This is a genomic window from Christiangramia gaetbulicola, assembly GCF_003054225.1.
Taxonomy (GTDB): Bacteria; Bacteroidota; Bacteroidia; order Flavobacteriales; family Flavobacteriaceae; genus Christiangramia; species Christiangramia gaetbulicola.
The window spans coordinates 538,219-559,625 of sequence record NZ_QBKQ01000002.1 but is presented as its reverse complement, the minus strand read 5'-3'; the positions used below and the strand labels follow the sequence as shown (position 1 = coordinate 559,625).

The window sequence follows — 21,407 nt, the reverse complement described above, 5'->3', positions numbered from 1 at the left end:
ATTTAAATTCATATGGTAAAATTAAGTAGAAAACAGGTCGATACCATAGTCTATGAGTTAATGTATAATTAAACTTTCAGGTTAATTGCTAATTAATTTAACATTGGAATTTCTCTACAGGTTATCCCTGAATTTTTCCAGTAAACTTCTAACCTTCGGCGTACCTTCCACGTAATATCTGGCGCTGGTTTTTTTGATACCTACTTTAACCGTATATGAAGATTCAGGCAATTCCTGGAACATATATTCATCTGTCCAATCATCACCAATCGCAAAGATGAAATCATAGTTCTTTCCAATTAGCTTTTTGGAGGATGCCTTTCCTTTATTCACATCACTACTCTTTATCTCGAGAACCTTATTTCCTTCCAGAACGCTAAGGCCGCGGTTGGAGATCAATTCTTTGAGTACCGTACTTAATTCGTTGGCTCTTATCTCTCCTAATTCAGGATCTGCTTTTCTATAGTGCCAGGCCAGGGAATAGTTCTTTTCTTCGATGAATGTACCGGGAGTCCTGTCTACGAAGTTTTCGATCACAGGTCTTACCGCATCCATCCATTCGTTCTTTACATTTTCAGAAAGTTCCCATTCACCATCTATCTGTCTCATCCAAACCCCGTGTTCAGAAATAAGTTCCACCGGAACATCTTTCCACCAGCTGCCTAGCGTATGCTTGTCTCTACCACTAATTAAGATGACATCTGTATTCTCTTCAGCATTAAGTGATCTTATTAATTCTTTTAATTCCTGGTCTGGACGTGCATTTTCGGGTTTATCTACAAAATTCACCAATGTGCCATCATAATCTATAAAGAGGATCCTTCTTTTCGCTTTTCTGAATTGTTCCATGATATCTTCAGAAATATCTGGAGTGATCCTGATAGACTTAAATGAATCACGATTCTCTTTGGTGGCCCTAAGGGCTTTCATGAAATCATTCGCCCATTTTTCAACGCTGTATCTTCTAAGCCTCTTTTGAAGCATTTTATTTCGTTCGATCTGTTCTTCTTTCGGCATTTCAAAAGCCGTTTTAAGAGCTTCTGAAACCTGCTCGAAATTATTCGGATTAATGATAAGGGCCTCGTTCATTTCGTGTGCCGCACCCGCCATTTCGCTTAAAATAAGAACTCCGGTATGATTTGTTCGTGTAGCGATATATTCTTTGGCCACCAGATTCATTCCATCACGAATAGGGGTGAGCAGGGCAATATCACAGGTAGTATAAAGGTCTATAAGGTTATTGAAAGGCATGGAGCGATAAAAATACCAGATAGGAGTCCAGCTTACGGTAGAGAACTTACCATTGATCCTACCAACAAGTTCATCAATCTCTCTTTTAAGTCTTCTATATTGTGGGACATTGGATCGTGATGGAACCGCTAACATGACCAGCCTCACCTTTTCAATATATTCCGGGTTCTTATCCAGGAAATATTCATAAGCTCTTATACGGTGAGCAATTCCCTTGGTATAATCAAGCCTGTCTATACTCAAGATCATTTTAGCATCTGGGGTAGCTTCAAGATGATGGTCCAGTCTTCTTTGCAATTCAGACTGATCTGCCGTGGTACTTTCAAAATGATCCAGTGCCGCCTGTTCAAATTTCTTGTAATCTATTCCCATAGGGAACGAATCCACTTTTACGATCCTGTCTGGAAGAGTGATCTCGTTGAAATCTACCTGATGCCTCAAAATACGACTCACCGAACTTAAAAAGTGACGCTCATAATCATAGGTGTGGAATCCAATAAGGTCTGCACCTAGTACTCCTTTGAGAACTTCATCTCTCCATGGTAGGGTTCTGAACACCTCGTAAGACGGAAAAGGGATATGATTGAAAAAGCCAATAACAGCTTCAGGTCTTTGTTCCCTTATCATATTAGGAACCAATAGTAATTGATAATCATGTACCCAGATGACGTCACCATCTTCATAATGCTTCAGGATCTCATCGGCATATTTCTGATTCACCTGTTTATAGGATCTCCAGTATTCATCGTCAGATTCGGTGTATTCCATAAAATAATGGAAAAGAGGCCAGATGGTACGATTACTAAAACCGTAGTAGAAACCATCAATTTCATCTGAAGTTAAATGAAGAGCTACACAATTCTCTTCCCTGGCTTTTTTCTGAACATCTTCTTTGAGATCCTCTGGAATTTCTTCTTCAGTAAGACCGGGCCAGCCTATCCAGACACTATCCCCATCCTTATGAAATGATTTTAAACCGGTTGCGAGTCCACCCACACTTGGAGTGACATCCAGTTTACCATTTTCAATTGAAATTTGCAGTGGTAATCGGTTGGAAATAATGATCGTTTTACTCATAATAATATGTAAATGCTGTTGTGACGAATTTGATTTTTATTAAATTTCCGAAAATCATTTCAGACAGCAATTGATTTATAAGAATTTTTAGATTTATGGATAACCTCGACTATGGTATAATAAGTAATTGTAAAAGCGCTGCTTTAATTTCAAAAACGGGCTCTCTGGACTGGTGTTGTATGCCCAATTTTGACTCTTCAGCTATGTTCGCTAAAATTCTCGATGAGAAGATAGGCGGTAGTTTTGAGATACTTATTGATGATGAATATACGATTAAACAGGAATACCTTTGGGAAACCAATATTTTAAGTACTGTTTTTGATAATGGTACAGATTCTTTTCAGCTGATAGATTTTATGCCTAGATATCCGAGGGAAGATGGTTCGTATTATGCTCCGCCAGATATTATAAGGTTTTTCAGACTTATTAGCGGTAAACCAAAGTTTACCATTAAGTACGACCCTAAACTGGATTTTGCAAAGGAAAAGACCTATAATGAGCATAAAGGCGAGTATATAAAAAGCTTCACCAAGGAAGGTAAATATGACTCTGCTTATTTCTACTCAAGTTTTAACCTGCAGGATATCCTGGACCAGAAAGAGGTTACTCTAGAAGGCAATCAATATTGCCTGGTTGGGTATCATGAAAAACTGGTAGAGCAGACCCTGGATAGATCTTATCTTAAATTCCAGAGAACCAAGGTTTACTGGATGAACTGGAGCGATAAGACCACCAGATATACACATTACGGAAATGAGATCATGCGAAGTGCGCTTGTACTTAAAGCCCTGAGCTATAAAAAATCTGGAGCCGTACTGGCTGCGGCCACGACTTCCTTACCAGAAACCATAGGAGAGGAGCGTAACTGGGATTATCGTTTTTGCTGGATTAGAGATGCTTCCATGGTGATCAAGGTTATGGCCGGACTCGGGCATATTAAATCTGCCAAGGATTTTCTTCAGTTTATCATAGATATCATCCCCAATAAGGATGAGAAGATACAGATCATGTATGGCATCAATGGTGAAAAGGAGTTAACAGAACATATCCTGAATCATCTTTCCGGTTATAAAGGATCGCATCCCGTAAGAACCGGGAATGCTGCCTACATTCAGAAGCAAAATGATATTTACGGAATTCTAATGGAGGTGATCTATCAGCAATTCTTAATGTTTGAGACCTCTTTAGAAAATTCAGAGGCTTTGTGGACGGTTGTGCGAGGTATCGTAATGATCGTTGAAGAGAATTGGAAAAAACCAGATAAAGGAATCTGGGAACTTAGAACAGAAGACCGTCACTTCGTATTTTCAAAACTTCTTTGTTGGGTGGCCATAGACAGGGCGATCAAAATAGGAGAGGTGCTAAGAATGGGTATTAACGATACGCACTGGAAAGCCCTTAGGGAAGAGATCTATGAAGATATCTATAATAATGGCTGGAATGAAGAAAAACAGGCTTACGTACAATATTATGGGTCTTCAGACCTGGATGCCTCGACCTTATTGATGCAGCCTTATGGGTTTATTGAAGCAGACGATTCAAGATTTGTTAGCACAGTTCAGGCTACGGAAAGAGAATTATGCGAGGATGGCCTTATGTACAGGTACAAGAATAATGACGATTTTGGAAAACCAACATCTTCTTTTACTATTTGTACCTTCTGGCTTATTGATAGTCTTTACAAAATAGGTGAAAAGAAGAAAGCTAAAGATATGTTTGACCAGCTTTTATCCTACAGTAATCACCTTGGCTTGTTTAGTGAAGATATAGATTTCAAGACCAAAAGACTGCTGGGGAATTTCCCGCAGGCTTATTCGCATTTAGCCTTGATCGAAACTGCGGCCAACTTTAGCAAGGGAATTGCTACAGAAGGCATGATGTTCCATGACTAATCTTCAGGCTCTTTATTAATGGAAATCCGTGCTTTGGGTAAGGACTCGGGATAATTCTTCTGGATAAAATCTAGTAGTTTTTCCCTGAGGTAAACTCTAAGATCCCAGGCTGTGGGTGAATTTTTAGCGCTTACCAATACCCTCAATTCAACCGATTTTTCGGTGGTATTGGTTACCTGAAGCACATCAACTTTTCCATCCCAGAGATCGGTGGAATTCAGAAGTCTTGTTTGCTCTTTTCTTATAGCATCGACCGGTAGTTCATAATCCACATAAAGAAATACGGTTCCAAGAATATCAGCAGAGTTACGGGTCCAGTTCTGAAATGTTTTTTCAATGAAATAGGTCGTAGGCACCACGAGCCTTCGTTTATCCCAGACCCTCACCACCACGTAGGTAAGATTGATCTCTTCTATCCAGCCCCATTCACCTTCTACGATCACTACATCGTCCAGACGAATAGGCTGGGTAATGGCGATCTGGATCCCGGCCAGCAAAGTTCCTATAGCTTTTTGGGCGGCCAGACCAATAATGATACCGGCTATCCCGGCAGAGGTAAGTACACTAACCCCTATAGACCTGATACTTTCAAAACTCATAAGAGCAATACCTATGGCCAGGATCACAATGATAAAGATGACAATATTCTCAAGGATCATATACTGCGTATAGACCTTTCTTGCCTTCAGATTATCTGAACTGCCAACATCATATTTCTTCAACATCCTTTTCTTTACCACTTTAAACAGTAATATCAGGAACCAGGCAATGCTTAGTATAATTCCAATCACGCTCACATGGCCTACGATTGTATTTGTAGTCTCAAAAATGAAAATATCACTAATAACGGCGATCTGTGCTAAAAGACTTGCCAGGAATATAAGTAATGGAATACGAATCTTATGCGCGAAATTAACCGGGAGTATATTTCGAGGATCCTTCCCAACTTTCCTAAGAATATAAAAGGCGAGGGCAAAACTGATAATAAGAATTAAGATTCCAATGATGAGGTAAGTGGTCATGTTTTGTTCAATCGCTAGCATACTTAAATGAGTTTATGCTTTAAAGTTATACTATATACTCTAAGCGAGGGAATTGACGTCCTGGTTTAACCTAAAAGGTTTTCGCACGCTATTCCGGTTTCTTTTTATCTTCTAATTCAACCCGCTCCTTGGTTAGATAAAAACCGTCCTCGAGCTCAGCAATATAACTGACAATTTTTTCTCGTAATTCGCAATGAAGATCCCAGGTGGTTAGAAAGTCTTTTGCGCTGCAGAGACACCTGATCTTAATGGATTTACTATCCATTTCTGTCACCTGCACTACAGGCGCTTTCTCCTCATCTCCATCCCACTTATCTGAATTTTTTACCAGTTCTTCAAATTTAGTCCTAACCTTTTCAACATCAATTCGGTGATCTGCATACACTTCTACTACCCCTATAGTTTGCGAATTGGTCATGGATAGATTTTCAAAACTTTCGGAGATCACTGTTTTTAAAGGAATAACTACCCTTCTAAGGTCCCAGGTTTTTAAGATCATGTAAGTAAAAGTGAGGTCTTCTACATAACCAAAATGATCTTTGATAATCACCGAGTCACCAATTCTTACAGGTTTGGTGAGGGCAATCTGTACTCCTGCAATAATATTTCCAAGGGTGCCTTGTGCTGCTATACCTATGATTACAGTAGCGATACCTGCGGAAGCCATAAGAGATATACCCAGTTTTTGAAGACCGGGGAACTGGGAGAGGATGATAGATCCACCAGCGATGAAAACGATGAAGATGAATATTCTACGGCCTACAGATACATAGGTAAGCATCCTTTTAGATTCTTCATTTTCTTCGTCATTTATATCTCCAATCTTATGAACTGCAAAAAAGTCCATCACATAATCGATAAGGCGCATGATGAGCCAGGTAAATACAACGATTAGAAGAATTAAAAGTATTGAATAGAAACCCTGTGCCAGTGGCCCTGAAAATGATATTAGGTTATTGAGAAGTATATAGAACGCGAGCATTCCAACGGCACCACCGGTAGGGGAGGCCAGGCGGTTCGCGATGTTCTTTATCCAATACCTGTCTGTGCCTGAAAAAATTTTAATGATGAGATAGGAAGTAAGTTTTGCAATAAGGAACGCTAAAAGAATAAGGATGAAGGTGCCAATCAGTTTCCAAACGGGGACGTCGAAGATTTGAAAACTTATCCATTTAGGAATAAGCTTTTCTAGTTTTCTGGGGCCATAAATATCATAAAGCTGTTCGGTGTTTTCTACCGTTTGGCCTGAAATAAGCCATATTGGACTACGTTCTTTAAATTTTATTCGCTGTAACCTAAAGACTACATCTCTATTATCCATATCAACTTTTCCAAAATCGATACTTCTTCTGGGTTTTCCAGCAACTGCTTTATTGGTTGAAGTGCTTATGTCTATCTGCCCATCAGGTCTGTCTGAAAGTTCTCCCCATGGTATTGGAACTCTTTGATTGATTATAAAATTTAATTTTTCAGCAATGATAGCTGCTTCGGAGATCGTTAGATTCTCTGGCAGTAAATTAAAATTCATTGCGTAGGCAGCAGCTTCAAAATTTTCATTACGGGCATTTACAACAAAATGTTCCAGAGCTGCCTGCGGAGTTTGAAGATTGAATTTTTCCGGAGGGAAGCCTATTCCCTTGTTCCATCGGTCACTAAGGTAGTATGCTTCATCATAAGATTCCAGGTAATTTTCTCCCAGGGCAGAGCTATCCTGGACAACAAATTCTTTAGAAGGTAGTTTCTGGTCTTCAGATTGACCTACCGTGTCTTTTTGCTGAACAGAATTTGACTGAGCAAAGCCAGAGCATGAAAAAATGAACAGCATTATTTGAATAATGATCTTCAGCATATTATCAGCTAGTTAGGTCGGTTTGATATTCAATTTATGAAATTAATAATAAGCAGACGATCTGAAGTATGACCGGCGACATTTAATTTTTATTTATAAATCTAAAAATTTTAACTAAAAAAGATTCTATTGTAAGGTTATGATATTCAGCTTATTGGGATATATGACTTATATTTAAGACTTTATTAACCACTAATTATAAAATTATGAGAACTATCAGTCTGAAATTGTTAATTCTGGCGCTTGTCCTGGTTTCCTGTAATAAGGATTCTGAAGTTGACCAAGGAGATCTTAATCCCCAGGAATTAAATGTTAAACCTATTTTTGTAGATGTTGATTTTCCAGTTTATGAAGTCACTAACAGAACTAAGGCTCAAACCACACAAAAACCTAATCAGAAATTCGTAAGATTGGCCATGGCAGAGTATATCACAAGTTCTGAAAGTGGAAAAATTGGAAACACAGTATTTTTCAATAATAGAGGAAAAAAGCAGCTGTCTTTTGATTTCCTTCCTTTTGATCCATTAGATGGAACTCCAGATATTTCATATTATATTGATGAAACAAGACCTACCACTGATATCTCATTAGAAATTTCGACAAATGCTATTCAAAGGGCAATGGCAACATGGGATGATTTAACCTGCTCTGAATTAGGACTTTTTGAATTCACTCCAGAGGGTCAATTGTCCTCAGGATATGTTGCAAAGCTAGTCTACGATATTGGTTTAATCGATCAGGATCTGGGTGGTAGTTATGACTATTTTGGTGATGTGGTTCATTCCGGCTGGTTACCAGCAGAATTTTTTGATATAGAACTAATTTTTGGTCCAGGGGGAGGCTCCAATTCTGTAATTGGCGTAACTTTCACTATTCAATTTACAGATGAACAAGGAAATCCGATAGACCTTGATAATAACGGTAAGTTTGATGTTGCCTGGAGGGAAATATATTATAACGAAAATTTCACCTGGAACGATGGGAATACGGTCGATATTGAAAGTATTGCGCTACATGAAGCAGGTCATGGATTAAGCCAGGCTCATTTTGGCAAGCTTTTTAGAACTGATTCTAATGGCAAATTTCATTTTTCACCTAGAGCAGTAATGAATGCAGGGTATGTTGGAGGTACGTATACTGAAGTGCAGGCTACCGATAATGCTGGGCATTGTAGTAACTGGGCTTCCTGGCCAGAGAATTAAGATATAATTTTATAAAAGAAAAAGCCACCTTTACAGGTGGCTTCCTTATCCATATTTAGATAGGATTAGTTTACAAATCCAGTTCTTGGTCCTCCATCCATGAAGATAGTTCTCATACGAGCTTTCTGTCCTTCAGAGAACATATACATACATGCGTCGTTAGTGTAATCCATGTAATTCATCGTCATGTCTGTAGACCTGCAATTTACCGTAGGATAAGATGGGCAACCGTAGTTTGGTCCATCAGAATCTGGTGTATCTGCAACGAAATCATCCTGACGACATCTACCATCACCCCAGATGTGACGAAGGTTTAGATAGTGACCAACTTCGTGAGTCGCTGTTCTACCGCGATCAAATGGAGCAGAAACATAACCTGTTGTACCAAAGTACTGAGGTGAGATCACTACACCGTCTGTAGAAGCAGGTCCACCAGGAAATTGTGCATATCCTAGAATTCCACCACCAATGTTCGCTACCCAGATATTCAGAGTAGTAGATGGATTTACCGGAGGATATTGCGCTTTTACAGCATCATTCGTACCCCATTGAGAGGTAGAATTACTGTATCTATTTACTGCAGCTAGGGTAAATGAAATTTCAGAGTCTGCAACATCATTTGCAAATTCTGATGGTATACTATTTACATCATTATTAGAAGCTCTAAAATCTGCATTAAGCACATCTATCTGAGAGTTGATCTGCTGATCTGAGATATTTTGCTGAGCATTGCTGTACACAACATGTACCACAACCGGAATATTTACTACTCCTAAGTTATCGGTTACAGGTGGTTCAGTTCCACCGCCTCCGCCTCCAGGCTTACCACCTTTGGCGTTCTCAGATTTTGCAAGAATAGAACGAGTGTTCTTTTCGATATTATACATTTTTTCATGAAGCCCTTTGTTCTCGTTTAGAAGACGATTAAGGTTTTTCATACTGTAACATTTTTCAGCCGCATTATCAGATCTTTTTTCATCTGAAGAGTCGGTGTAAAGGTAGAAGTCACTCATGTCTACCTGAGCCTCTTGTTGCTCACTGGTAATCTCTTGATTTGGGTCTTGCTCACAAGAAGCAAAAAGGAAGGCAAGGGCGGCCATTCCTAAAAAAACTTTTTTCATAATTAATAGGGTTTTGTTTGATTTGAGCCGAATATATCTAAATTTTTACGGTTCCTTAACGCTATTCCAAAGTTTTTGTGACATTTTTAGAATTTTTGCAAATTTCATAAAAAAAGCCACCTTAATAGGTGGCTTTTTCAGTTTAAAAGAATGTTTCTTCTAGAAACAATATTTATTTTCTGAAGTAAGTTTTTCAGCAATAGTATTTCTAAGTTCCACTACATTCGGCATGTTTGTATACTTAGTATATCTCTTAAGACCCATAAGCATCATACGTTGCTCATCACCTTCAGCAAAAGATCCAATTCCTTCCTTAGCCTTGGTATTTACAATATCAACTGCATGGTAAAGATATAATTTAGCCATTGCGATTTGCTCTTTCTGAGCAGCCTCACCTAATTTCTTAGCGTTCTTTTCAGCTCTAAGAATTCCAGACTCTGCCATATAGATCTCGATAAGGATATCTGCTGCAGCAAGCAATAATTGCTGATGCTCTTCCAGTTGAGGTCCAAATTTCTGGACAGCGCTACCGGCTACCATTAAGAATACCTTCTTAAGTTTTGCTACCATTTCTTTCTCTTCGGCGAAAAGCTCAGAATAATCTGGCTTATCCATAGAAGGAATTCCGGTTAATTCGTCTGCTACGCTTTTTGCCGGACCTAAAAGATCTACATGACCTTTCATAGCTTTCTTTACTAACATTCCAACAGAAAGCATTCTGTTGATTTCGTTGGTACCTTCGTAGATACGAGCGATACGAGCATCTCTCCATGCAGATTCCATAGGAGTATCTGCAGAGAATCCCATACCTCCGTAAACCTGGATACCTTCATCACTACAGTTCTGTACGTCTTCTGAACATGCAACCTTAAGAATGGAACATTCTATGGCATATTCCTCAACACCTTTCAATTCAGCTTCAGAATGTGAAGCTCCTTCTTCCAGGCGAATGTTGATCCTGTCTTCGATATTTTTAGCTGCACGGTAAGAAGCTGCTTCACCAACGTATGCCGAAGTAGCCATTTCTGCTAACTTAGATTTGATCGCTCCAAACTTAGCGATAGGAGTATTAAACTGAACTCTATCATTAGCATATTTAGTAGCAAGATCTGTAACTCTACGCTGAGCATCAAGAGATGCAGCAGCAAGCTTGATACGACCTACGTTAAGTGCATTCATCGCGATCTTGAAACCATTCCCACGCTCAGAAAGCATGTTCTCTACCGGTACTTTAGTGTCATTGAAAAATACCTGACGGGTAGAAGAGGAGTGGATACCTAGTTTCTTTTCTTCCTCACCAAAGCTGATACCATTGTCTTTATCATTCTCTACAATAAATCCGGTAATGTTCTTATCATCCTCTATTCTGGCGAAAACGATGAATACGTCTGCAAATCCAGCGTTTGAGATCCACATTTTTTGTCCGCTTATGTTGTAATGCTTTCCATCCTCAGAAAGTACAGCTTTTGTTTTTCCTGAATTCGCATCAGATCCTGCTCCAGGTTCGGTAAGGCAATAGGCGCCAAACCACTCACCAGTAGCAAGTTTTGGAACGTATTTTTTCTTTTGCTCTTCTGTTCCGTATAATGTAATTGGCATAGTACCAATCCCTGTATGTGCTCCAAAGGCAGTCGCAACAGATCCTGTAGCTCCAGAAATGTAGTCACAAACTAACATTGTAGAAACGAATCCCATCCCAAGACCATCATATTCTTCTGGAACGGCAACACCAAGGAATCCAAGCTCTCCGGCTTTACGCATCACTTCTTCAGTTAATTCGTAATTTTTCTTTTCAAACTCTTCCTTGTGAGGCCAAATTTCACGTTCTACGAATTCCTTAACGGAATCGCGCATCATTATTTGCTCCTCGTTAAAATCCTCAGGAGTAAAAACATCTTCGCTTTTGGTTTCCTTTACCAAGAATTGCCCACCGCGAAGAAGATCTTTATTTGCTGTTTCTGTGCTCATTTTTATTTTAGTATTTAGAAGTGAGATATTAGTATTGAGAATCTCACTTTATTGATTATTTATTTTATTATTTGGTAGGAAACCTCAATACTGAGATCTCAATACTCAATTCTAGTTCAGGAATTCAAAAACTCCTGCCGCACCCTGGCCGGTACCAACACACATGGTTACCATACAGTGTTTGTTCTTCAGGTCACGCTTACGCATTTCATCAAAGATTTGAACAGATAATTTAGCTCCGGTACATCCTAGTGGGTGACCCATGGAAATTGCTCCACCATTCACGTTCAGTTTATCTTTATTTAATCCTAGTTCCCTGATCACGGCTAGAGACTGAGAAGCGAAAGCTTCGTTCAGCTCAATTAGTTCAAGGTCATCCTGCTTAAGTCCGGCTTGTTTTAGAGCCTTTGGGATTGCATGAACTGGTCCTATTCCCATGATTCTTGGTTCTACACCAACCGCAGCATAACTTACCATTCTGGCGATAGGTTCAAGATTTAGTTCCTTTACCATGTCTTCGCTCATCACCATAACGAAAGCTGCACCATCACTCATCTGGGAAGAGTTACCCGCAGTTACGCTTCCACCTTCGGCGAAAACCGGTCTAAGTTTATTAAGAACTTCAATAGAAGTATCCTTTCTAGGGCCTTCATCCTTATTTACAGTATAAGACCTGGTCTTCTTTTTACCATCCTCATCTACATAAGTCTCATCAATGGTGATTGGAACGATCTGGTCCTGGAAACGATCTTCAGCCTGAGCTTTAATCGCTTTCTGGTGAGACTGATAAGCGAACTCATCCTGGTCTTCACGAGAGACCTTGTATTTATTAGCAACTGCTTCTGCAGTTAATCCCATTCCCCAGTAATAATCCTCGTTACCTTCTTTGGCCACTTCGTAATCTGGAACCGGTTTGTAACCTCCCATTGGAATATAACTCATGCTTTCTGCACCTCCTGCGATCACACAGTCGGCCATTCCACTCTGAATTTTAGCAGTGGCGATAGAAATCGTTTCCAATCCTGAAGCGCAATATCTGTTCACGGTCATTCCAGGAACGTCTTCAACTTTCAATCCCATCAAAGAGATCAGTCTACCAACATTCAATCCCTGTTCTGCTTCAGGCATTGCGTTTCCAACCATCACATCGTCGATACGCGTTTTATCGAAGTCTGGTAATTTATCCATCATGTACTGGATGGTTTCCGCAGCCAGTTCATCAGGTCTTTTGAAGCGAAATACTCCTCGAGGAGCCTTTCCTACTGCGGTTCTGTATGCTTTTACTATATATGCTGTTTTCATTTTTCTTAGTATTTAGATATTAGATTTGAGTTTCTAGATTTTTCTTTATAGTTGCTCAATTCTAATTTCTTAATGGTTTTCCTTTTTTAAGCATGTGCTGAAGCCTTTCCAGAGTTTTTCTTTCTCCTGTAAGGGATAAGAAAGCTTCTCTTTCAAGTTCTAATAAGTATTGTTCACTTACCAGTTGATTTTCTGAAAGATCACCACCGGCCATTACATAAGCTAGTTTGTTAGCGATCTTCTTATCGTGCTCGCTGATATACTTCCCTGCAGCCATCTGGTCTGTTCCAACAAGGAATGCCCCTAATGCCTGTTTTCCAAGAACTTTAATATCTGTTCGTTCAATTGGTTTTGTATATCCATTTTCAGCCATTAACAGCGCATGTTTCTTAGCGATCGCTAATTGTCTGTCTGGATTTACAACTACAATATCCTTTCCTTTCTGAAGAAGGTTCAGGTCATAAGCTTCATAAGCTGAAGTTGAAACTTTCGCCATTCCTATAGTAAGGAAGTGTTCTCTTAGTCGGTTTAACTCTACATCATCTTTCTGGAAAGTATCGGCAGCTCTAACTGTCATTTCTTTTGTTCCACCTCCACCAGGGATCACACCAACACCAAATTCTACTAATCCAATGTAAGTTTCGGCTGCGGCAACAACTTTATCTGCGTGAAGTGACATCTCGCATCCACCACCAAGGGTCATTGCATGAGGAGCAGCTACTGTTGGAATAGAGGAGTAACGCATTCTCATCATAGTATCCTGGAAATATTTGATAGCCATGTTCAGCTCTTCATATTCCTGCTCTACGGCCATCATAAAGATCATCCCGATATTCGCACCAACAGAGAAGTTCTTACCATCATTGGCAACAACCAGCCCCTGATAATCTTTTTCAGCAATATCAATGGCTTTATTTAATCCGTCAAGAACATCGCCACCAATAGAATTCATTTTACTTCTGAATTCTACGTTCAGGATACCGTCACCAAGATCTTCTACTACTACGCCGCTATTCTTGAATACTTCCTTAGATTCCCTGATATTATCAAGAATAATAAATGCATCCTGACCAGGAACCTTAGTTTGTTTTTTGTCGTCTATATTATAGTAATAGGTATTTCCTTCTTTTACGGTATAGAAACTTTTACTTCCGCTTTCCAGCATTTCATTTACCCAGGCAGCAGGTTCATAACCTTCAGCCTTCATCATTTCGATACCTTTTTCAACACCAATCGCATCCCAGATCTGGAATGGACCATGTTCCCAACCAAATCCAGCTTTCATAGCATCGTCTATCTTATATAGCTCGTCTGCGATCTCTGGAATTCTGTTAGATACGTATGCGAAGAGAGCTGAAAAACTTTTTCTGTAAAAGTCTCCGGCTTTGTCTTTTCCTTTTACCAGTACTTCAAAACGATCGGCAACATTATCGATGGTTTTAGTCATCTCCAGTGTTGCAAAAGAAGCATTCTTTCTATCGCGATACTCCATAGTATCAAGATTAAGAGATTTGATCTCGCTGGATCCGTCGTCATTCTTAATTTTCTTATAGAATCCCTGGCCGGTTTTGCTACCTAACCATTTGTTCTCCATCATGGTATTGATGAAACCTGGTAATTTGAAAAGTTCGTGTTGCTCATCATCTGGAACATTCTCGTAAATACCGTTGGCAACATGAACTAATGTATCTAAACCAACAACGTCTACAGTTCTAAAAGTTGCCGATTTCTGGCGACCAATTACAGGACCCGTAAGTTTGTCCACCTCTTCGATGGTCATTCCCATATCCTTTACGGTATGGAAAAGGCTCATGATAGAGAAGATACCAATCCTGTTCCCTATAAATGCAGGAGTGTCTTTTGCAAGAACTGCTTTTTTTCCAAGGAATTTTTCACCGTACATCTCAAGGAAATCAAGAACTTCAGGAGAAGTTTCTTTTCCAGGAATGATCTCGAACAATCTTAAATATCTTGGTGGGTTAAAGAAGTGAGTTCCGCAGAAATGCTTTTTAAAATCATCGCTACGACCTTCAGTCATAAAATTGATCGGAATTCCAGACGTATTTGAAGTGATCAAAGTACCTGGAGTTCTATGTTTTTCAAGGTTTTCAAAAACCTGTTTTTTAATATCAAGACGTTCAACAACCACCTCTATGATCCAGTCTACTTCAGAAACCTTCGAAATGTCATCTTCAAGATTTCCGGTTGTTATCCTTTTTACAAAATCTTGGTGGTAAATAGGAGATGGTTTAGACTTAACAGAGTCCTGAAGAGAATCATTTACGATCCTGTTTCTAACCACTTTGTCTTCCAGGGTGAGTCCTTTTTTCTTTTCCTTTTCATTAAGTTCCCTTGGAACTATGTCCAGAAGTAAGACTTCCACGCCGATATTGGCGAAATGGCAAGCGATACCGCTACCCATAATTCCGGATCCTACAACTGCGACTTTATTAATCCTTCTTTTCATTTTTTGGTGTTTATTATTTTATCTGATACTAATTTCCTTTGTATAAATCTTCTTCTCGCTAATTAAATTCAAGATGGTATTGGCTACTTCTATAAAGGTTTTAAGGTCTTTGTCAGAAACATTTTCCTTAACCGCTTCATCAAAACGAAGTACCACGCGCTTAGAATAATCTCTCATCTCTTTACCAAATTCGGTTAAATAGATAAGCACGCTACGCCCATCATTAGGATTCTTTTTCCTTATGATAAGACCTTTTTCTTCCATGGTTTTCAGTATCCTGGAAAGACTTGTAGCTTCCATTCCCATTTTTGGGCCAAGTGAAGTAGATGGGGTGCCGTCTTCAGGATCTATACTTAAAAGGGCAAATCCTGTAGCCATTGTGCTTCCTGCTTTTCCAGCCTCCTCATTATACATCTTTGAGACGGCCATCCAGGTTGCACGCAATACATAATCTATTGTTTTTTCTTTCATCTGGATTTTGAATGAATCCAAAGTTAGGAAAAATTATTATGCATGCATAATAAAATTCGTTTAAAAATATTAATATAGTGAATTAACGGATCAAATATTCTTAAAACTAAAAAACTCCTCTTGTTAGGAGGAGCTTTTTTTATCATATTCTTAATAACTAATTAAGACCGGCCATATAATTTTTCATATAGATCATTATATCGGTCTCTTATAATTCGTCTCTTTAATTTCATGGTAGGAGTAAGGTGTCCATCTTCAATAGTCCATATTTCAGGAGTAAGTTCGATAGTTTTAACTCTTTCCCACTTACCAAATTTCTGATTATAGAAGTCTACCTCTTCCTGTATACGCTCTTTAACCAGTTTGTTATTGGCAATATCTTTCTCGGTTCCTTTACCAAGATCGATATTTTTACGACGAGCCCAGTCGGTAATAAATTCAAAATTAGGCTGGATCAATGCTGTAGGCATCTTTTCTCCGTCACCAACAACCATGATCTGCTCTATAAAACGAGACTGTTTCATGGTATTTTCAAGTAATTGTGGTGCTACATATTTACCACCTGAAGTTTTGAACATTTCTTTTTTCCTGTCTGTAATCTTCAGGAAGCCATCTTTATCTATTTCTCCTATATCACCGGTATGGAAGTATCCTTCACCATTTAGAACTTCCCTGGTTTTTTCTTCATCCTTATAGTAGCCCTTCATGATGTTCGGACCCTTTGCCAGGATCTCACCATCATCTGCGATCTTAACTTCTACATTATCCAGTACCTTACCAACTGTACCAATCTTGAATCCATGATTTCTCTGGTCGTTAACAGAGATCACCGGAGATGTTTCTGTAAGACCGTAACCTTCCATTACAGGAATTTCAGCAGCAGCGAAAACGCGGGCGAGTCGTGGTTGTAATGCGGCACTACCAGAAACTATAAGTTCAATATTTCCGCCCAGACCTTCTTTCCATTTAGAGAAGATCAGTTTGCGAGCCAGTTTCAGTTTGGTCTCGTACCACCATCCGTTAGCTCCGTATGGTTCATATTCCAGACCAAGTTCTACAGCCCAGAAGAAAAGATTTTTCTTGATTCCGTCTAGAGCAGTTCCTTTAGCGATGATCTTATCATAAACCTTTTCCAGTAATCTTGGTACTGCGGTGATCACATGAGGTTTTACTTCTTTAAGGTTGTCGCTTATTTTATCTATAGACTCAGCAAAATAAATTGAAACAGAATAATACTGATATAGATATAATATCATTCTTTCGAAAATATGACATACCGGTAAAAAGCTAAGCGCTACAAATGTACCACGTTCAAAAGGCACTCGAGGAGCGCTTCCCAATACATCACTTACAATATTATCATGGGTTAGCATAACACCTTTTGGCCTTCCGGTAGTTCCAGAAGTATATATTAAGGTAGCAAGATCATCTGGCTTAACTGCTTTCTTCAGTTTTTCAACCTCGTCCTGATTTCCTTTGTCTTCGCCATCCTTTAAGATCTCTGTCCAGTTCTTACACCCCGGGATCTCATCGAAACTATATACTTCTTTAAGATGCGTGGTCGCTTTAATACGGTTAACCTTATCAAGTACTTCCTTATCTGAAACAAAACAATAGATAGCTTCACTGTGATTCAATACATATTCATAGTCCTCTTCAGAAATGGTAGGATAAATAGGCACATTTTGTGCTCCAAGCTGCAGAATACCTATATCCATAACACTCCATTCTGTCCTGTTATTGGTTGAGATTACTGCTATCTTATCATTAGGCTTTACACCCAATCTCAAAAGTCCACGGCTAATAGCATTAGCCTGATCTATATATTGTTGAGTTGAAAGTGTTTTCCATTCATTGCCATATTTTGTGGCAAGTGCTTCCTCTAAAGGAAAATTTTCAAGCTGGAAATAAGGGAAGTCAAAGAGTCTTTTAATGTCATTCATCAAGTTGAACAATTTATTTATGTGCTTTGCAAAATAGCAAAAAAGGGGGCTACTTCAAATCGAATATGCAAAAAATAAGGGATGTTTTTAACATCCCTTTAATTTTATTCATAAAAATTTCTCCTTACTGCTTCTTTTCCAGCCATTTTCTGGCATTTACGAATCCTTCATGCCAGGGAGAAACTTCGTCTTTTCTGCCTTTTGGATAGTGTGCCCAGTTCCATTGGAAGGTAGATCTTTCTAGATGAGGCATCATTACAAGGTGTCTACCGGTGTCATCTGTTAAAACCGCGGTGTTAAAATGAGATCCGTTTGGATTGGCAGGATAACCTTCATACCCATATTTACCTACGATATTATACTTAGACTCTTCATATGGGAAACTGAATTTACCTTCACCATGGGCTGCCCAGATACCAAGTTTGGATCCGGCAAGCGTAGATAACATTACAGAATTGTTTTCCTGAATCTCTACAGAAGTAAAGTTACATTCGAATTTGTGTGATTCGTTATGCAACATTTTAGGTTTTTGCTCATGATCTGGATTTATCAATCCAAGTTCTATGAACAACTGGCAACCATTACAAACTCCAAGTGAAAGGGTGTCTTTTCTGGCAAAGAATTTATCCAGGGCTTCCTGCGCTTTCTCATTATATAGAAAAGCTCCGGCCCAGCCTTTGGCACTTCCCAGAACATCTGAGTTTGAGAACCCACCTACGGCGGCAATAAATTGAATATCTTCAAGAGTTTCACGACCGGTAATAAGATCGGTCATGTGTACATCTTTTACATCGAAACCTGCCAGGTACATGGCTCTGGCCATTTCTCTTTCAGAATTGGATCCTTTCTCACGAATGATCGCCGCTTTGATCCTTGGTTTACCTGGGTCCATTTCTTGGAGTTTCCCGGTGAAATGCTCCGGAAACTTGAATTCAAGCGGTTGTTCCTTATAATTATGGTAGCGTTCAGTAGCCTTGTCTATCCCACTTTGTCTCTCATCAAGTAAGAAGGAAGTTTTGTACCAGGTATCCCTTAATTCAGGAATATTAAAGCTAAGATCTGCCCCAGAACTTTTAATTCTTAATTCTTTTCCTTCAGTAACCTTACCAATATTGAAAAACTCAATTTTCTTTTCTTTCAGAATTTCTTCTACTGAACCATCTTTTGCCTGGAAAACGATTCCGCAGTTCTCATTGAAAAGTAGTTTTACAATATCCTTTTCATTAAGCGCTGAAAGATTAAGGTCTGCAGATAGGTTTACATCTGCGAAGCACATTTCTAAAAGGGTGGTGATCAATCCTCCTGAAGCTACATCGTGTCCTGCCAGGATAAGGTCTTTTTTGATCAATTCCTGGATTGCGTTGAAGGCTTCAGCGAATTTTTTATCGTCTTTAATAGTTGGCACTTCACTACCAACTTTGTTCAGGATCTGCGCGAAAGAAGATCCACCAAGTTTAAAGCTATCCTGGGAAAGGTTGATATAATAGATGTCCCCACCATTCTTTTGAAGAACAGGCTCAACAACTTTTGTAATATCATTACAATGCCCGGCAGCTGAAATGATCACCGTACCCGGAGAGATCACTTCGCCATCTTTATAGCGTTGTTTCATGGAAAGTGAATCCTTTCCTGTAGGTACGTTAATACCTAATGAAATAGCGAATTTTGAAATTCCCTCAACAGCTTCATATAATCTCGCGTCTTCACCTTCATTATTACATGGCCACATCCAGTTAGCTGAAAGAGAAATTGATTTCAAGCCTTTTTCAAGAGGTGCCCATACTATGTTCGATAAAGATTCAGCAATGGAATTCTTAGAACCGGCAACCGGATCTACCAATGCCGAAACAGGGGAGTGACCTATGGAAGTTGCCACACCTTCTTTACCTTTATAATCCAGGGCCATTACTCCGCAATTGTTCAACGGAAGTTGTAATGGACCTGCAGTTTGTTGTTTAGCTACTCTACCAGATACACAACGGTCTACCTTATTGGTTAACCAGTCTTTACAGGCTACTGCTTCTAATTGCAGTAGTTGCTCAAGGTAATCATGTATTTTGGTAGTGTTATAACTAACATTTTCGTATTCTCTTTTTACCGTTTTATCGGTCATCACCGTTTTTGGAGAGCTTCCGAACATATCTGAAAGTTCAAGATCCATAGGTTTCTGCCCCGATTTTTCACCTTCAAAAGTAAAACGGTAATCTCCGGTCACGCTACCAACCTCATACATTGGTGATCTTTCACGATCTGCGACTCTTTTTAATTGAGCTATTTCAGCCTCGCCAATTACAAGTCCCATTCTTTCCTGGGATTCGTTCCCAATGATCTCTTTCGCAGATAAGGTTGGATCTCCCACAGGTAAAGCATCAAGATCTATCTTTCCACCTTTTTCTTCTACCAATTCGCTAAGACAATTCAAATGTCCTCCGGCTCCATGATCATGGATAGAAACGATTGGGTTTTCATCACTTTCTACCATCCCACGAACGGCATTGGCAGCTCTTTTTTGCATTTCTGGATTCGAACGCTGTATCGCATTCAATTCAATACCGCTTGAAAATTCACCGGTGTCTGCAGAAGATACGGCAGCGCCCCCCATTCCAATTCGGTAATTTTCACCACCCAGAACAACTATTTTATCACCTTTTTCAGGTACATCTTTTAATGCCTGATTTTCCTTTCCGTAGCCAATACCACCGGCAAGCATGATAACCTTATCGTATCCCAGGGAACGATCGTGCTCAGAATGTTCGAAGGTCAGCACTGATCCAGAGATCAATGGCTGCCCGAATTTATTTCCGAAATCTGATGCGCCGTTAGAAGCTTTAATAAGAATGTCCATAGGAGTCTGGTATAGCCAGTCTCTCTCTTTCATACCATTTTCCCATTTGCGGTCTTTATCCAGTCGGGAATAAGAAGTCATATATACTGCCGTTCCTGCAAGGGGAAGTGAACCTTTACCACCAGCAAGTCTGTCGCGAATTTCACCACCGCTACCTGTTGCTGCTCCGTTAAAGGGCTCAACAGTAGTCGGGAAATTGTGAGTTTCTGCTTTAAGTGATATTACTGAATCAAAATCCTTAACCTGGTAATATTCCGGTACATCTGGTTTTTTAGGCGCAAACTGCTCAACTTTAGGCCCTTTTACAAAGGCAACGTTATCCTTGTATGCCGAAACTATATCGTTTGGATTCTCCTCAGAAGTCTTTCTGATCAGTTTAAACAGGGAAGAAGGTTTTTCCTCACCATCTATGACGAAAGTACCATTGAAGATCTTGTGACGACAGTGCTCAGAATTCACCTGGGAAAAACCAAACACTTCAGAGTCTGTAAGTTTTCTTCCCAGTTTTTCGGAAAGGCCTTCCAGGTAAGCTACTTCTTCAACATTCAATGCCAGGCCTTCCTGTTGGTTATAAGCTTCTATATCATCTACCTCTATGATCGGGGCAGGATTAATATGTATATCGAAAATATCCTGATCTAAAGCCTCGTACTTTTGAGAAAGCATTGGGTCAAAATCATGAAAATGTTCATCTACTCTTAGAAATTCTTCAATTCTAATAAGCCCATGAATTCCCATGTTTTGTGTGATCTCAACAGCATTGGTACTCCATGGAGTGATCATTGCCGCGCGGGGACCAACAAAAAAATCTGCCAGGGCAGATTTATGTATTTGTTGCGTATTTCCAAAAAGCCAGTTTAATTTAGATATTTCCTGAGCTGAAAGTTCTGAGTGGGTTTCCACAGCAAAAACCTTGGTAGTTTGGTTTCCGAAGAAAAGGATCATTTAGGTTGTGTTTGTGTTGTTTTTTAAAGCC

Annotated in this window: 12 protein-coding genes; 2 read left to right on the top strand and 10 right to left on the bottom strand. The window is 39.4% G+C overall.

Annotation, left to right across the window (positions count from 1 at the left end; translation table 11 throughout):
- Positions 1 to 114: 114 nt before the first annotated feature.
- Positions 115 to 2,328 carry a bifunctional alpha,alpha-trehalose-phosphate synthase (UDP-forming)/trehalose-phosphatase gene (locus C8P64_RS09180; protein WP_108171772.1) on the bottom strand — a complete coding sequence of 738 codons (2,214 nt, stop codon included), beginning with the start codon at positions 2,326 to 2,328 and terminating at the stop codon, positions 115 to 117.
- A gap of 95 nt (positions 2,329 to 2,423) precedes the next feature.
- Between C8P64_RS09180 and C8P64_RS09175 the strand changes: the two genes are divergently transcribed.
- A complete protein-coding gene (locus C8P64_RS09175; protein ID WP_108171771.1) occupies positions 2,424 to 4,220 on the top strand; it encodes a glycoside hydrolase family 15 protein in 1,797 nt (598 codons plus the stop codon).
- Here the strand turns inward: C8P64_RS09175 and C8P64_RS09170 are convergent.
- Both C8P64_RS09170 and C8P64_RS09165 read right to left on the bottom strand, forming a co-directional pair.
- Entirely contained in the window at positions 4,217 to 5,263 is a 1,047-nt protein-coding gene (locus C8P64_RS09170; protein ID WP_108171770.1) for a mechanosensitive ion channel family protein, read from the bottom strand. The genes C8P64_RS09175 and C8P64_RS09170 overlap by 4 nt on opposite strands.
- An 88-nt stretch (positions 5,264 to 5,351) precedes the next feature.
- The gene (locus C8P64_RS09165) at positions 5,352 to 7,112 is read right to left on the bottom strand and encodes a mechanosensitive ion channel family protein (RefSeq protein ID WP_108171769.1); all 1,761 of its coding nucleotides are present in this window, start codon (positions 7,110 to 7,112) and stop codon (positions 5,352 to 5,354) included.
- Positions 7,113 to 7,318: 206 nt separating this feature from the next.
- Here C8P64_RS09165 and C8P64_RS09160 point away from each other — a divergent pair, with 206 nt between their 5' ends.
- Positions 7,319 to 8,314, top strand: coding sequence for a hypothetical protein (locus C8P64_RS09160; protein WP_108171768.1), 996 nt, complete (start codon positions 7,319 to 7,321; stop codon positions 8,312 to 8,314).
- A gap of 65 nt (positions 8,315 to 8,379) precedes the next feature.
- Here the strand turns inward: C8P64_RS09160 and C8P64_RS09155 are convergent, their stop codons facing one another.
- The 7 genes from C8P64_RS09155 to purL all read right to left on the bottom strand — a co-directional run bounded on the left by C8P64_RS09155 (position 8,380) and on the right by purL (position 21,376).
- Entirely contained in the window at positions 8,380 to 9,435 is a 1,056-nt protein-coding gene (locus C8P64_RS09155) for a M43 family zinc metalloprotease (protein ID WP_108171767.1), read from the bottom strand.
- Positions 9,436 to 9,594: 159 nt separating this feature from the next.
- A complete protein-coding gene (locus C8P64_RS09150; RefSeq protein ID WP_108171766.1) occupies positions 9,595 to 11,403 on the bottom strand; it encodes an acyl-CoA dehydrogenase family protein in 1,809 nt (602 codons plus the stop codon).
- A gap of 111 nt (positions 11,404 to 11,514) precedes the next feature.
- The gene (locus C8P64_RS09145; protein ID WP_108171765.1) at positions 11,515 to 12,705 is read right to left on the bottom strand and encodes an acetyl-CoA C-acyltransferase; all 1,191 of its coding nucleotides are present in this window, start codon (positions 12,703 to 12,705) and stop codon (positions 11,515 to 11,517) included.
- A gap of 61 nt (positions 12,706 to 12,766) precedes the next feature.
- A complete protein-coding gene (locus C8P64_RS09140) occupies positions 12,767 to 15,172 on the bottom strand; it encodes a 3-hydroxyacyl-CoA dehydrogenase/enoyl-CoA hydratase family protein (RefSeq protein ID WP_108171764.1) in 2,406 nt (801 codons plus the stop codon).
- Between the two features lie 18 nt (positions 15,173 to 15,190).
- Positions 15,191 to 15,643 carry a MarR family winged helix-turn-helix transcriptional regulator gene (locus C8P64_RS09135; RefSeq protein WP_108172220.1) on the bottom strand — a complete coding sequence of 151 codons (453 nt, stop codon included), beginning with the start codon at positions 15,641 to 15,643 and terminating at the stop codon, positions 15,191 to 15,193.
- 161 nt (positions 15,644 to 15,804) lie between these two features.
- Complete coding sequence (locus C8P64_RS09130) at positions 15,805 to 17,586, bottom strand: AMP-dependent synthetase/ligase (protein WP_108171763.1); 1,782 nt, start codon at positions 17,584 to 17,586, stop codon at positions 15,805 to 15,807.
- Between the two features lie 124 nt (positions 17,587 to 17,710).
- Entirely contained in the window at positions 17,711 to 21,376 is a 3,666-nt protein-coding gene (gene purL / locus C8P64_RS09125) for a phosphoribosylformylglycinamidine synthase (protein WP_108171762.1), read from the bottom strand.
- Positions 21,377 to 21,407 lie beyond the last annotated feature (31 nt).

Excerpts from the sequence above, each read along its gene's own strand:
- C8P64_RS09180 (WP_108171772.1), bottom strand. The coding sequence starts at position 2,328 with ATGAGTAAAACGATCATTATTTCCAACCGATTACCACTGCAAATTTCA.
- C8P64_RS09175 (WP_108171771.1), top strand. The coding sequence starts at position 2,424 with ATGGATAACCTCGACTATGGTATAATAAGTAATTGTAAAAGCGCTGCT.
- C8P64_RS09170 (WP_108171770.1), bottom strand. The coding sequence starts at position 5,263 with ATGCTAGCGATTGAACAAAACATGACCACTTACCTCATCATTGGAATC.
- C8P64_RS09165 (WP_108171769.1), bottom strand. The coding sequence starts at position 7,112 with ATGCTGAAGATCATTATTCAAATAATGCTGTTCATTTTTTCATGCTCT.
- C8P64_RS09160 (WP_108171768.1), top strand. The coding sequence starts at position 7,319 with ATGAGAACTATCAGTCTGAAATTGTTAATTCTGGCGCTTGTCCTGGTT.
- C8P64_RS09155 (WP_108171767.1), bottom strand. The coding sequence starts at position 9,435 with ATGAAAAAAGTTTTTTTAGGAATGGCCGCCCTTGCCTTCCTTTTTGCT.
- C8P64_RS09150 (WP_108171766.1), bottom strand. The coding sequence starts at position 11,403 with ATGAGCACAGAAACAGCAAATAAAGATCTTCTTCGCGGTGGGCAATTC.
- C8P64_RS09145 (WP_108171765.1), bottom strand. The coding sequence starts at position 12,705 with ATGAAAACAGCATATATAGTAAAAGCATACAGAACCGCAGTAGGAAAG.
- C8P64_RS09140 (WP_108171764.1), bottom strand. The coding sequence starts at position 15,172 with ATGAAAAGAAGGATTAATAAAGTCGCAGTTGTAGGATCCGGAATTATG.
- C8P64_RS09135 (WP_108172220.1), bottom strand. The coding sequence starts at position 15,643 with ATGAAAGAAAAAACAATAGATTATGTATTGCGTGCAACCTGGATGGCC.
- C8P64_RS09130 (WP_108171763.1), bottom strand. The coding sequence starts at position 17,586 with ATGAATGACATTAAAAGACTCTTTGACTTCCCTTATTTCCAGCTTGAA.
- purL (WP_108171762.1), bottom strand. The coding sequence starts at position 21,376 with ATGATCCTTTTCTTCGGAAACCAAACTACCAAGGTTTTTGCTGTGGAA.